Genomic DNA, 14,338 nt, shown 5'->3' on the forward strand with positions numbered 1-14,338 from the left:
ACATTATAACACTTACTAATTGCAAACGACTCTTATTTAAAAATGACTTCTTTACTCAATTTACAAGATGTTTGTGTGGTCTTTGATGGGCGCCATGTGATCGATAACGTTTCTTTAACTATCGAGCCAAACAAGATCATTACTCTTATAGGCCCTAATGGTGCAGGAAAGTCTACGTTAGTAAAAACCATTCTTGGCTTGCAGAAACCAACCAGTGGGACAATAAATCGAAATAAAAAACTTCGTATTGGTTACGTTCCTCAAAAACTGCATTTAAATGATTCTTTACCTTTAACGGTTAGTGGTTTCTTAAAATTAGCAGGAAAATACAGCCAACAAGAGCATCTTGATGCCTTAAAATTAGTTGAGGCTGAACATCTACTCAATTCAAACATGCACAAGCTGTCAGGTGGTGAATCTCAACGGGTATTACTAGCAAGAGCATTATTACAACGCCCTGATCTTCTTGTTCTGGATGAACCAGCTCAAGGTGTTGATGTTCAAGGGCAAATTAGCCTGTACGCTTTAATTGAATCTATTCGTCACCGCTTTAATTGTGCTGTATTTATGGTGTCACACGATTTGCATCTGGTTATGGCAAAAACAGATGAAGTTATTTGTCTTCAGCATCACATCTGCTGCTCTGGTGCTCCAGAATCCATCTCTAAGCACCCCAAATACATTGCATTATTTGGTCAACAACGAGATCAACAATTGGCGTTTTATCATCATAACCACCATCATGATCATAATCTAGCCGGTGAACCTGCTGATGGCTCGTGCTGCAGTAAGAATAAAAAGGCCTCTTCATGATTGAATTTTTACTTCCTGCACTGTTAGCAGGCTTAGGTATCGCATTACTTGCTGGCCCTTTAGGCTCTTTCGTTGTATGGCGAAAAATGGCTTATTTTGGTGATACGTTAGCTCACGCCTCTCTACTTGGTTTATCTCTTGGTTTTTTATTTGATATTAATTTAAACCTAGCTTTAGTCGTTTGTTGTGTTGCTATTGCTTTGTTATTGGTTACCTTACAAAAACAACGTTTAGTGGCAACCGATACATTACTTGGAATATTGGCTCATAGTTCGCTTTCATTAGGACTAGTCGCTGTTAGTTTTTTAGATAATGTTCGCGTCGACTTAATGTCTTATTTATTCGGGGATCTGCTAGCGGTCACTTACGATGATTTACTCTATATTTATACTGGTGTGTTTATTGTTCTTGGTTTAATACTTTTAGTATGGCGTCCATTACTTTCATCAACAATCAGCGAAGAATTAGCTCAGGTCGAAGGCGTTAATGTGGAACTAATGCGTTTAGTTTTAATGTTAATGGTTGGTTTAGTGATTGCGATTTCGATGAAGTTTGTCGGCGCGTTAATTATTACGTCTTTACTTATCATTCCAGCGGCAACTGCTCGCCGATTTTCACGCTCTCCAGAGCAAATGGTAGTACTTGCTTCTATCTTTGGTTGTATAGCAGTAATGGCAGGCTTAGCTTTATCTTGGCATTATGACACCCCTGCAGGGCCCTCTATTGTCGTTTCTGGTGCTGCTATATTTATGCTAAGCCAATTAAAAAAGGCGCATAGCTAACATCATAATAAAAGCAATACGACATGATACGTATTGCTTTTATTTAACTTTCTTAGCGTTTAAATCAACTCACTATTGCCGTTAAATTATCGGCCATTTCACCTAAGCGCCCCGACTCTTTTTCTGTCGCATCGACATCTGATGCATTTCCTTTTGCAACAATATTAATTTCTGAAATTAATTGGATATTAACCGCTAATGTTTGCATATCACTATTCATATCCCCAATAGTATTAATGCTATGGCTTGAAGTCTGATTAACTTCTAAAGCTGAATCAGAAGCCTGAATCGCACTTTTAGTAACATCATCAACACTAACTACAATTTCGTCTGTCGCTACAGCCGCTTGCCCTAATTGAACCATTTGAGTTTTTATCCTGATGTTCATTGTATTAGCTAGCGAAGATAATCCTGAGAAAGAAAAGCGCTGCATCTTATCAGAGGATTGATTATTGTTTAGCACACTACATTTCTAAGTACATATTTCGAAAGTAATAAATACAAAAAACCATTCATATTTCTATAAATGGCTTTTGAGTTATTCAAGTATTGGTTTAAGTTATTACCAACCAGTCACTTCGCGTAGTGCTTTACCGATATCAGCAAGACTTTTTACTGTTTTAACGCCTGCTTCTTCTAGTGCTGCAAACTTATCTTCAGCCGTACCTTTACCACCAGAAATAATTGCGCCGGCATGCCCCATACGCTTACCAGGAGGAGCAGTAACACCCGCAATATAAGATACAACTGGTTTTGTAACATTGTGCTTAATAAACTCAGCGGCTTCTTCTTCCGCTGTTCCACCGATCTCGCCAATCATTACAATTGCTTCTGTTTCTGGATCTTCTTGGAACAGTTTTAATATATCAATGAAGTTTGAACCAGGAATTGGGTCTCCACCGATACCAACACACGTTGATTGACCAAAGCCTTCGTCTGTTGTTTGCTTAACTGCTTCATAAGTCAGCGTACCTGAACGAGATACAATACCAACTTTACCTTTCTTATGAATGTGTCCAGGCATGATACCAATCTTACATTCGTCAGGAGTGATAACACCCGGACAGTTAGGACCAATCATGACTACACCTTCAGCATCTAGACGAACTTTCACGTCAAGAAGATCAAGAGTTGGAATGCCTTCTGTAATCGTTACGATAAGCTTAATGCCCGCATCGATTGCTTCAAGAATTGCGTCTTTACAAAAAGGAGCTGGTACATAAATAACAGAAGCCGTTGCGCCAGTTGCTTCTACAGCATCACGAACGGTGTTAAATACAGGAAGACCAAGGTGAACTTGACCGCCTTTACCTGGTGATACACCACCAACCATTTTTGTTCCGTACTCAAGTGCTTGCTCTGAATGGAACGTACCTTGACCACCTGTGAATCCTTGGCAGATAACTTTTGTATCTTTATTAATTAGTACAGACATTATTTGCCCTCCGCAGCAGCAACAACTTTTTCAGCAGCTTCAGTTAATGACGTCGCTGCAATGATATTAAGGCCACTTTCAGCCAGTTTTTGTGAACCTAGTGGTGCATTGTTACCTTCAAGGCGAACAACAACAGGAACTTCTACACCCACTTCTTCAACAGCACCAATGATGCCATCGGCAATTAGGTCACAACGTACAATACCACCAAAGATATTTACTAGAACCGCTTTAACATTGCTGTCTGATAGAATAATTTTGAACGCTTCTGTTACACGTTCTTTTGTTGCACCGCCGCCAACATCAAGGAAGTTAGCAGGTTGACCACCGTGCAGGTTTACGATGTCCATTGTGCCCATAGCAAGACCAGCACCGTTAACCATACAGCCAATGCTGCCATCTAGAGCAACGTAGTTTAGTTCCCACTGTGCAGCATGTGCTTCGCGTTCATCTTCTTGAGATGGATCGTGCATTTCACGCAGCTTTGGTTGACGGTACATAGCATTTGAATCAATGTTAATTTTACCATCTAGGCACAAAAGGTTGCCTTCTGCTGTCACAACAAGAGGGTTAATTTCCAGTAGCGCTAAGTCGTACTCAGCGAACATATTGCCAAGACCTAAAAAGATCTTCACAAATTGCTTAATTTGATCGCCTTCAAGACCAAGCTTAAATGCTAATTCACGACCTTGGAAAGCTTGAGGACCGACTAATGGATCAATCGCTGCTTGGTGAATTAACTCTGGCGTTTCTTCAGCAATCTTCTCGATATCCACACCACCTTCAGTAGATGCCATGAAAACGATACGACGCGTAGCACGGTCAACAACCGCACCTAAATATAATTCGTTTGCAATGTTTGATGCTTCTTCAACCAAAACTTTCGTTACTGGTTGTCCGTTAGCATCCGTTTGGAAAGTTACTAGATTTTTACCTAGCCACTTTTGAGCGAACTCTTTTACGCCCTCTTTGGTATCGTGCAGTTCAACACCGCCCGCTTTACCACGGCCACCAGCGTGTACTTGACACTTAACTACTTTTTTAGCGGTACTAATACGGCCTGCGGCTTCAAAAGCCTCTTGAGGTGTATCGCAAGCATAACCCTCAGGTACAGGAAGGCCATATTCTGCAAAGAGTTGCTTTGCTTGATATTCATGTAAGTTCATTATGTTCTATCCATTTTATGTTATTCCCTTTTTGTGGGAATTTTTAATGTCCTAAGATGCTCTAAGGCATCTTTCTATTTTTTATCCAATAATGAAGTTGAATAAGAGGCTGCCGTGAGCATGGCAGCCTTTGGTGTTGCTATCGCTACTCTTAAATATCAAGTAGTAAACGAGCTGGATCTTCTAGTAATTCTTTTACAGTAACTAAGAAGCCAACAGATTCACGACCATCAATTAAACGGTGGTCATAAGATAGTGCAAGGTACATCATTGGCAGGATCTCTACCTTTCCATCAACCGCCATTGGGCGCTCTTGGATTTTATGCATACCTAAAATTGCAGCTTGTGGCGGGTTAATAATTGGAGTAGACATTAATGAACCGAACACACCACCATTGGTGATAGTAAAGTTACCACCAATCAAATCTTCAACCGCTAATTTTCCATCACGACCTTTGATTGCAAGCTCTTTAATGCCTTTTTCAATATCTGCAAAACCCAGTGCATCACAGTCTTTTAGTACTGGAGTTACTAGGCCACGTGGTGTCGAAACCGCCATGCTGATATCAAAGTAGTTATGATAAACAATATCATCACCGTCAATTGATGCATTCACTTCAGGGTAACGCTTAAGTGCTTCAGTTACGGCTTTCACATAGAAAGACATAAAGCCTAGACGTGTACCATGGCGTTTTTCAAATTGCTCTTGATATTGCTTACGAAGTTCCATGATTGGTTTCATGTTGACTTCATTGAATGTCGTTAGCATCGCCGTGTTATTCTTCGCTTCAAGTAGACGTTTTGCTACTGTTTTACGAAGACGTGTCATAGGAACACGTTTTTGACTACGGTGTGCTAATGCTTCTGCAGGTGCTTCCGCTGCTTTTTCCGCTTTTGGTGCCGCTTTCAATGCTGCAATATGCGCATCAACGTCTTCACGTGTAATACGACCACCAACACCTGTGCCTTTCACATCAGATGGCGCAATATCATGCTCACCTAGTAGACGACGAACCGCTGGGCTTAGCGCATCATTACTTTCTTCTGATAAAGAAGCAGTATGACGCTTATCTGGTGATGATTCAGTCTCCGTTGCCACGTCTTTTGTTGGCTCTCCAACTACCGCACCCGGTTTAAGGCGTGCAATTAATTGCTTAGAAAGAACCGTTGCACCATCATCTTCTAAAATCGCTTCTAACACACCAGCTTCAGGCGCTGGTACTTCAAGAACCACTTTATCTGTTTCAATATCTACAAGTATTTCATCACGCTCAACTGCATCACCAGGTTGTTTATGCCATGTTGCTACAGTAGCGTCTGCTACAGATTCAGGTAAATCTGGAACCAGAATTTCGATTGTCATATCCGTTTTCCTATACTTTCTAGTTCTTATCTAGGGTCAGAGCGTCTTCAACTAACGCTTTTTGTTGTTTCACGTGCACCGACATATAGCCTACTGCCGGAGAGGCAGACGCTGGACGTCCTGCATAATGTAAAATGGAACCATCAGGTAACGCCGAGCGGAAGTTATGTTGACTTGAGTACCAAGCGCCTTGGTTTTGCGGCTCTTCTTGACACCAAACATAATCTTCTGCATTGGTATATTGTACAATTGCAGCTTCTACGTCTTCTTTAGGGAATGGGTAAAGCTGTTCAATACGTACAATAGCGACGTCTGTTTGTTCATTTAGGCGACGTTGCTCTAACAAGTCAAAATACACTTTACCAGAACAAAATACGACGCGTTTCACTTGTGCTGGATCCAAGGCGTCAATCTCTGGAATTGCTGACTGGAAGTTACCCTCAGCAAGCTCTTCAAGTGATGATGTACATAAAGGATGACGTAATAGTGACTTTGGCGACATTACGATTAATGGACGCCGCATTGGGCGAACAACTTGACGTCTTAGCATGTGGTATACCTGAGCAGGTGTCGATGGAACCACCACTTGCATATTTTGCTCAGCACACATCTGTAAGAAACGCTCAAGTCGAGCCGATGAATGCTCAGGGCCTTGACCTTCATAACCATGAGGTAACAGCATGGTTAAACCACACATTCTGCCCCACTTTTGCTCACCTGATGAGATAAACTGGTCAATAACCACTTGCGCACAGTTAGCAAAATCACCAAATTGTGCTTCCCAAATCGTTAAGCCACCTGGTTCAGCCGTTGCATAACCATATTCAAAAGCAAGTACTGCCGCTTCTGATAGTACAGAGTCATGTACTTCAAATGGGCCCTGCTTATCATGGATATTCGCTAGTGGTACGTAAGTGCTCGCATCTGATTGGTTATGCAATACAGCATGACGATGGAAGAATGTACCACGACCAGAATCTTGACCAGTAATACGAATACGCTTACCTTCATCAACCAGCGTTGCATAAGCGAGTGTTTCAGCCATGCCCCAATCAATGGCTTTTTCACCAGAAACCATTGAAATACGGTCATTACACATCTTATTCACACGACTGTGCAACTTATGACTTTCTGGGTATTGGCAAACACGTTGACCAAGCTCAACTAGGCGCGTTTTATCAAATTCACTCGCCCATTCCATATTCCAGTCATGACCGATGAAAGGTGTCCAATCTACATTATGTAGTTGCATTGGTCGCCACTCTTTCACTACTACTTCACCATGATCAAGTGCATCACGATACTCATTGATCAATTGCGTCGTTGTTTCTAGCTCAAGTTCTTGGCGTGCAACCAACATATCTGCGTAAATCTTACGAGGTGTAGGATGCTTTTTGATTTTTTGGTACATCAAAGGCTGTGTAGCATTTGGCTCATCAGCTTCATTGTGACCATGACGGCGATAACACACTAAATCAATCACCACATCACGTTTGAACTCATTACGATAATCAAGAGCGATACGAGTTACGAAAGCAACCGCTTCTGGATCATCAGCATTCACGTGGAAAATTGGCGCCTGAACCATTTTTGCAATGTCAGTACAATATTGAGTTGAGCGTGTATCTTTTGGGTTTGACGTTGTGAAACCCACTTGGTTATTGATAACTATTCGAACCGTACCACCCACTTGGAATGCACGAGCCTGAGACATATTGAATGTTTCAGCTACCACACCCTGCCCAGCTATTGCTGAATCACCATGAATAGTAATTGGGATAACTTTATCACCCGCGGTATCATTTAGGCGGTCTTGACGAGCACGGACAGAACCAATAACCACAGGGTTAACAATCTCTAGATGAGATGGGTTAAATGCTAATGCTAAGTGGACATTACCACCTGCCGTTGCAAAGTCTGAAGAGAAACCTTGGTGATACTTAACATCACCCGTACCCCATGAGTCGCCATGCTTACCAGCAAATTCATCGAAAAGATCTTGAGGCTTCTTCCCAAGAACGTTGATAAGCATATTTAATCGACCACGGTGAGCCATGCCAATAACGACTTCACGTCCACCATTTTCACCAGCGCGACGAATAATTTCTTTCACCATAGGAACCATGGCATCGCCACCTTCCAATGAAAATCGCTTCGCTCCTGGGAATTTAGCGCCTAGGTATCGTTCTAGCCCTTCGGCAGCGGTTAACTCTTCAAGAAAGGTCAGCTTTTCTTGATCAGTAAAAGTTGGCTTGCCTGCCACAGACTCTAAGCGTTGCTGAATCCAACGTTTCTCTTCCGTATTCGTGATATGCATATATTCAGCACCGACAGAGCCACAATAAGTGCCACGTAGTGCTTCATATAGATCAGAAAGTTTCATGGTCTCTTGCCCTGAAGCAAAAGAACCTACATTAAATGTTTCTGAAAAATCATCAGTAGTTAAATTATGAAAAGAAGGCTCTAATTCTGCAACATATTCATGTTGCTGTAATGCTAATGGGTCTAAATTGGCATTTTGATGACCACGGAAACGGTACGCATTAATTAATTGCAATACTCTTACTTGCTTAGCATCTACATCTGGATCATTAACTTGAGCACTAACTTGCTTTGTTTCTTTCGCAAGACGACGGAAATATTCTCGTACAGGGGAATGGGCTTGTTCTGATGCGCCAGTACTTTCAACTGGAAGCGTATCAAAAACGTCTCTCCATTCATCGCTAACGATTTCCGGGTCACTGAGATAGAGTTCGTAGAGATCTTCTACGTACGTTGCATTAGCGCCAGCTAAATGTGAAGACTCAAACCATGCCTTCATCACGCTATTCTGCATTATTTTCCCTTAATCCAGTAGTTTCACGTCTATCCCGGTCTTTTGTGCCGGGCTTATAAGCCTCAACTTACGCTTGAATAAACCAATGCGTAACGTTGAGGAGATAATAGTTATACCGCTTTTTTCAATAGCATGGTCTTAATATGACCAATTGCTTTTGTTGGGTTTAACCCTTTAGGACATACACTTACACAATTCATTATGCCATGGCAACGAAAAACACTGAAAGCATCGTCTAAATTAGACAAACGTTCATTTGTCGCCGTATCACGGCTATCAATTAACCAACGATAAGCCGCAAGAAGCCCTGCTGGTCCGATGAACTTGTCAGGATTCCACCAAAATGATGGACATGATGTCGTACAACATGCACACATGATACATTCATATAAACCATCTAAATGTTCACGTTCCTCTGGAGATTGTAGGTTTTCTCTTGAAGGTGGCGTTGCACCATCACTGATTAAGAATGGTTTAACTTTTTCGTAATTCTCGTAGAACTGCGCCATATCGACGATCAAATCACGAACTACAGGTAAACCAGGTAATGGACGAATAACAATATCACTCTTACCTGTTAATTCAGATAATGGAGTAATACACGCTAATCCATTCTTACCATTCATATTCAAACCATCAGAGCCACATACGCCTTCGCGGCATGAACGACGGAATGATAACGTAGGATCTTGTTCTTTTAATAAGATAAGTGCATCAAGCACCATCATATCAGAGCCTTCATCCACTTCTAATGTGTACGCCTTCATATGAGGCGCATTATCTACATCAGGATTGTAACGGTAGATTGAAAAACTTAATTTCATCTTTCTGCCCTCTTTTAGTACGTACGTGCTTTAGGTGGGAATGCTTCACGATGGATTGGCTCCATGTTTACACCACGTTTACTCATTGACTCTGTCTCAGGATTATATACTGAGTGACATAGCCAATTCGCATCATCACGTTCAGGGAAGTCAAATCGAGCATGAGCACCACGGCTCTCTGTTCGATAGTTTGCTGCTACCGCTGTCGCGAATGCAGTTTCCATTAAGTTTTCAAGCTCTAAACACTCAATACGCTGCGTATTAAACTCTGTTGATTTATCAGCAAGGTAAGCATTTTTCAGGCGCTCACGAATTGCTTTAAGCTCTTCAAGCCCTTTTGCCATTGCATCACCTTCACGGAATACCGAGAAGTTATTTTGCATACATTGCTGTAAATCTTTACGAATTTGAACAGGATCTTCACCGCCAGTGCTATTTTCCCAGCGATTATAACGCTCAAGTGACGCTTCAATATCTGCTTCAGTTGCTGGTTTAGCTTCTGCTTGTTTCTTCAGAGTTTCCCCCAAATGCAGCCCTGTTGCACGACCAAACACCACTAAATCTAGCAGCGAATTACCACCTAAACGGTTTGCACCATGCACAGATACGGATGCGATTTCTCCACAAGCAAACAGGCCTTGAACTTCGACATCAGCGCCGCTCTCATCTTGCTTAATAGCTTGGCCAGAAACTTGTGTTGGTACACCACCCATCATGTAATGACAAGTTGGGATTACAGGGATAGGCTCTTTCACTGGGTCGACATGAGCAAAGGTACGAGACAATTCACATACACCCGGTAGACGTGATTCAAGCGTCTCTTTACCTAGGTGATCCAATTTCAATTTAATGTGTGGACCCCAAGGTCCATCACAACCACGACCTTCACGAATTTCAACCATCATTGAACGAGCAACAACATCACGACCCGCTAAGTCTTTCGCATTTGGTGCGTAACGCTCCATGAAGCGTTCACCATCTTTATTTAATAGGTAGCCACCTTCACCACGACAACCTTCCGTTACAAGTACACCTGCACCTGCAATGCCTGTTGGGTGGAACTGCCACATTTCAATGTCTTGCATTGGAACACCAGCACGAATCGCCATACCTACACCGTCACCAGTATTGATGTGTGCATTCGTTGTTGATGCGTAAATACGACCCGCACCACCAGTAGCAAGGATGGTTGCTTTAGATTTAAAGTAACAAACTTCACCCGTTTCCATACAAAGCGCAGTACAGCCCAAAATTGCACCGTCTTCATTTTTTACCAAATCAAGTGCATACCACTCAGAAAAGATCGTCGTCTTATGCTTAATATTTTGCTGATAAAGCGTATGAAGAAGCGCGTGACCAGTACGGTCCGCTGCTGCTGCTGTTCGTGCAGCTTGTTCACCACCAAAATTCTTAGACTGCCCACCAAATGGGCGCTGATAAATTGTTCCATTTTCAAAACGAGAAAAAGGCAAACCCATTTTTTCTAATTCAATAACAGACTCAGGACCATTCTTACACATGTATTCGATTGCGTCTTGGTCTCCAATATAATCAGAGCCCTTTACCGTATCGTACATATGTTGTTCCCAGTGATCCTCGTGTGCATTACCAAGAGCAACGGTAATACCACCTTGTGCAGACACTGTGTGAGAACGAGTTGGAAATACTTTTGATAACAAAGCACACGATAGGCCTTGTTCAGAAATTTGCAGTGCAGCTCGCATACCTGCACCACCAGCACCGATTACAACGGCATCAAACTCTCTAACAGGAATACTCACTACACACCCCACACAATAATTAAACCAGAGAAGAAATATCCTAATAATACTGATACCAAACCAAGCTGAAGCAGAGCACGCAACATCACAGGTTTAATGTAATCAGTCAGAACTTGCCATAAACCAATCCATGCATGAATCAAGATTGAAAAAAGAGCAAGCATCGTAAATACTTTAGTGAACAGACTACCAAAAAAGTTTGTCCATGATAGGTAAGTCAGATCTGGGCCAAAAGCACAGAAGCCAACAATGTATAAGGTGTAGAGGGTTAGAATAATCGCACTAGCACGAATTAAGATAAAATCGTGTACGCCATTACGACCAAATGAAGATACGTTAGCTACCATACCAATACTCCTGCTAAAAGAGATAATATCGCCGTAATTGCAAACGCAACCTTAGCACTTTGAGTACCAGACTCAAGCTCTTCAAAATATCCCATGTCCATCAATAAGTGACGGACGCCTACCACAATATGGTAAGCAAGGGCTGTTAGAATTCCCCACATAATGAATGTCACAAAAAAGCCATCGATATAATCAGCAGCTTGTGCGAATCCAATAGGAGAAGAAAGCGATAGGTTGAGCAACCAAAGCAATATTCCAACAGAAACAAAAGTAATCACACCACTTACACGGTGCACAATTGAGGCGATAGCCGTTATCGGAAAACGGATCGTTTGTAGATCTAGGTTGACAGGTCTTGACTTTTTAACTTTCACAAGGGGCTCACTCAGCTCCATTGAGCATTTTATTGTTATAGATACCTCTGTTCTATCAAAAAACATGAAATTTAACACTTTCGCAACTTTCGTTGTGAGCGACATCTCTTTATGCTGCTTACTTACTAAACCGCACTCTATTTATAAGTAGATGTAAATCACGCTAACCCTATATAGAATAAGGGACAGACCAGAAACTCTGCCGCAGTATACGATGTGAAACATCTGATTACAAACCTATAAATAATACCTACATCACACCACAGAAAATTAACTTTTTTTTCATTAAAAATATAAACAAGTGCACACATAAGCGCACAATAATTGACATTAGCCCGTGTAATGGGTACAAAGTTGTCACTCTCATATCCGGGATAGAATAAAAATATAACAAAAGGAGAATGTTATGGCAGATAAAAAGGCAACTCTTCACATTGAAGGACAAGCGCCTATCGACATGCCGATCATGGATGGAACCATTGGTCCAGAAGTGATCGATGTGCGTACATTAGGATCCAATGGTTACTTTACCTTTGACCCTGGTTTCCTTGCCACTGCATCTTGTGAGTCTCAAATAACTTATATCGACGGTGATAAAGGTGTTTTATTACACCGTGGTTTTCCTATCGATCAATTAGCCAATAATGCTGATTATTTAGAAGTCTGTTACATCCTTTTAAATGGTCAGGCACCAAACCGTGAAGAATACGAAACATTTAAAGATATTGTGACTCGCCATACTATGGTACATGAGCAAATTTCAAGTTTCTTCCATGGTTTCCGTCGTGATGCTCACCCAATGGCAGTAATGTGTGGTGTGGTTGGTGCACTCGCTGCCTTCTATCACGACTCACTAGATATTAATAATGACGAGCACCGTGAAATTGCGGCATTTAGACTTCTGTCAAAAATGCCAACACTTTCAGCAATGTGTTACAAGTACTCAATCGGTCAGCCGTTTATTTATCCACGTAACGACCTGACTTACGCCGAAAATTTCTTACACATGATGTTTGCAAACCCATGTGAAGAATACGAAGTAAACCCTGTTGTTGCTCGCGCTATGGATAAAATCTTTACTCTGCATGCTGATCACGAACAAAATGCTTCAACATCAACAGTGCGATTAGCGGGCTCATCTGGTGCTAATCCGTTCGCATGTATTGCTGCTGGTATCGCTTCTCTATGGGGGCCTGCTCACGGTGGTGCAAACGAAGCATGTTTACGTATGCTTGAAGAGATTGGCTCTCTTGATAACATTGATGAATACGTTGCAAAAGCAAAAGATAAAGAAGACCCATTCCGTCTAATGGGCTTTGGTCATCGTGTTTACAAAAACTACGATCCACGCGCAACGGTAATGCGTGAAGCGTGCCACGAAGTACTGAAAGAGCTAAACATCAAAGATCCTCTATTAGATGTCGCGATGGAACTAGAGCGAATTGCACTTTCGGATGATTATTTTGTATCGAAGAAACTGTATCCAAACGTAGATTTCTACTCTGGTATCATCCTAAAAGCGATTGGTATTCCTGTGTCTATGTTTACCGTTATCTTTGCTATGTCTCGTACAGTTGGCTGGATTGCTCACTGGAGTGAAATGCACAGTGACCCAAGCAACCGTATCGGTCGCCCTCGCCAGCTTTACACCGGTGAAGAACTTCGTGAGTTTAAACCTCTTCATGAACGTGAATAATTAATTCTTAAACACTGAAATTAATTAGTCTTATAAACAAAAAAGGTTGGTGCTAATGCATCAACCTTTTTTATTACGACGCTAAAAAAACGTATTTCTATTCATATCAATCTACACTGGATTATCGATATCAATAAATTCAACATCAAAACCGTACTCTTTCGCTAACCATTCACCCAAGGCTTTTACACCATAGCGCTCAGTCGCGTGATGACCCGCGGCAAAATAATGAATTCCTAATTCTCGAGCTATATAGGTTGTTCTTTCTGAAATTTCACCTGAAATAAATGCATCAATACCTTGCTGCGCTGCGAGCTCAATATAGTCCTGCCCACCACCTGAACACCAAGCGACTGTTTTTATTTCTTTATCAACATCAGGGGTGATATGTAAAGGGGTTCTATTCAATACTTGTTCTATTCGTAAACTTAATTCTTTACCAGATAATGCAACCTCAAACTCTCCTTTCATTGAAATAGATTGAGGAGTTGGCTCTAGGCCTTCTACATTTACAATCGAAAATAAACGTGCTAATTCAGCATTATTACCAAGTGTCGGGTGAATATCTAAAGGAAGATGATAAGCCAATAGATTAATATCATTTTTAATTAACGAACGAATACGATTACCTTTCATTCCTTTAATTGACTCGCTTTCACCCTTCCAAAAATAACCATGATGAACTAACAATACATCAGCATTTTTTTCGATTGCAGCATCAATTAATGCTTGTGAAGCGGTTACACCTGTAATTATTTTTTTTACTTCAGGTTTGCCTTCGACTTGTAATCCATTTGGGCAATAATCTTTAATTAACTGAGGGTTAAGTTCTTTATTTAATAGCTGCTCTAACTGAAAATTATTCACTACTACCTACCTGTTTATCTTAAATTCTGACAATAATAAAAAAGCAGCGACATG

Annotated in this window: 13 protein-coding genes; 3 read left to right on the plus strand and 10 right to left on the minus strand. The window is 41.3% G+C overall.

Annotation, left to right across the window (positions count from 1 at the left end):
* Nucleotides 1-42: 42 nt before the first annotated feature.
* Together znuC and znuB are read left to right on the plus strand one after the other, a co-directional pair.
* A complete protein-coding gene (gene znuC / locus F8B77_RS12480; protein ID WP_151655584.1) occupies nt 43-813 on the plus strand; it encodes a zinc ABC transporter ATP-binding protein ZnuC in 771 nt (256 codons plus the stop codon).
* Nucleotides 810-1,595 (plus strand): zinc ABC transporter permease subunit ZnuB, encoded by a 786-nt coding sequence (znuB, locus tag F8B77_RS12485; RefSeq protein ID WP_151655585.1) that lies wholly within the window; start codon nt 810-812, stop codon nt 1,593-1,595. The genes znuC and znuB overlap by 4 nt, the downstream gene beginning before the upstream one ends.
* Nucleotides 1,596-1,659: 64 nt before the next feature.
* On the opposite strand, the gene F8B77_RS12490 is transcribed toward znuB, so the two are convergent.
* The 9 genes from F8B77_RS12490 to sdhC all read right to left on the minus strand — a co-directional run bounded on the left by F8B77_RS12490 (nt 1,660) and on the right by sdhC (nt 11,736).
* Nucleotides 1,660-2,058: a hypothetical protein gene (locus tag F8B77_RS12490; protein WP_151655586.1), complete on the minus strand. Its 399-nt coding sequence runs from the start codon at nt 2,056-2,058 to the stop codon at nt 1,660-1,662.
* A gap of 99 nt (nt 2,059-2,157) precedes the next feature.
* Nucleotides 2,158-3,030, minus strand: a complete 873-nt coding sequence (sucD, locus tag F8B77_RS12495) for a succinate--CoA ligase subunit alpha (RefSeq protein WP_130043128.1) — start codon at nt 3,028-3,030, stop codon at nt 2,158-2,160.
* Nucleotides 3,030-4,196, minus strand: a complete 1,167-nt coding sequence (sucC, locus tag F8B77_RS12500; protein WP_130043127.1) for an ADP-forming succinate--CoA ligase subunit beta — start codon at nt 4,194-4,196, stop codon at nt 3,030-3,032. Before sucC ends, sucD begins: the two co-directional genes overlap by 1 nt.
* Before the next feature lie 151 nt (nt 4,197-4,347).
* A complete protein-coding gene (gene odhB / locus F8B77_RS12505) occupies nt 4,348-5,559 on the minus strand; it encodes a 2-oxoglutarate dehydrogenase complex dihydrolipoyllysine-residue succinyltransferase (RefSeq protein ID WP_151655587.1) in 1,212 nt (403 codons plus the stop codon).
* 19 nt (nt 5,560-5,578) lie between these two features.
* The gene (gene sucA, locus F8B77_RS12510; protein WP_151655588.1) at nt 5,579-8,395 is read right to left on the minus strand and encodes a 2-oxoglutarate dehydrogenase E1 component; all 2,817 of its coding nucleotides are present in this window, start codon (nt 8,393-8,395) and stop codon (nt 5,579-5,581) included.
* 110 nt (nt 8,396-8,505) lie between these two features.
* Nucleotides 8,506-9,219 carry a succinate dehydrogenase iron-sulfur subunit gene (locus F8B77_RS12515; protein ID WP_151655589.1) on the minus strand — a complete coding sequence of 238 codons (714 nt, stop codon included), beginning with the start codon at nt 9,217-9,219 and terminating at the stop codon, nt 8,506-8,508.
* Nucleotides 9,220-9,233: 14 nt separating this feature from the next.
* Entirely contained in the window at nt 9,234-11,000 is a 1,767-nt protein-coding gene (gene sdhA, locus F8B77_RS12520; RefSeq protein ID WP_151655590.1) for a succinate dehydrogenase flavoprotein subunit, read from the minus strand.
* Nucleotides 11,000-11,347: a succinate dehydrogenase, hydrophobic membrane anchor protein gene (gene sdhD / locus F8B77_RS12525; RefSeq protein WP_130043122.1), complete on the minus strand. Its 348-nt coding sequence runs from the start codon at nt 11,345-11,347 to the stop codon at nt 11,000-11,002. The genes sdhA and sdhD overlap by 1 nt, the downstream gene beginning before the upstream one ends.
* Nucleotides 11,341-11,736, minus strand: coding sequence for a succinate dehydrogenase cytochrome b556 subunit (sdhC, locus tag F8B77_RS12530; RefSeq protein WP_208846144.1), 396 nt, complete (start codon nt 11,734-11,736; stop codon nt 11,341-11,343). The genes sdhD and sdhC overlap by 7 nt, the downstream gene beginning before the upstream one ends.
* Before the next feature lie 391 nt (nt 11,737-12,127).
* Here sdhC and F8B77_RS12535 point away from each other — a divergent pair, with 391 nt between their 5' ends.
* On the plus strand, nt 12,128-13,417 hold the full coding sequence (locus F8B77_RS12535) for a citrate synthase (protein ID WP_151655591.1): 1,290 nt from the start codon (nt 12,128-12,130) through the stop codon (nt 13,415-13,417).
* Between the two features lie 111 nt (nt 13,418-13,528).
* Here F8B77_RS12535 and F8B77_RS12540 read toward each other — a convergent pair whose 3' ends face one another.
* Nucleotides 13,529-14,284, minus strand: a complete 756-nt coding sequence (locus F8B77_RS12540; RefSeq protein WP_151655592.1) for a Nif3-like dinuclear metal center hexameric protein — start codon at nt 14,282-14,284, stop codon at nt 13,529-13,531.
* Nucleotides 14,285-14,338: the final 54 nt, after the last annotated feature.

Origin of the sequence: Aliivibrio finisterrensis, from assembly GCF_008933155.1 — a bacterium.
Classification (GTDB): domain Bacteria; phylum Pseudomonadota; class Gammaproteobacteria; order Enterobacterales; family Vibrionaceae; genus Aliivibrio; species Aliivibrio finisterrensis.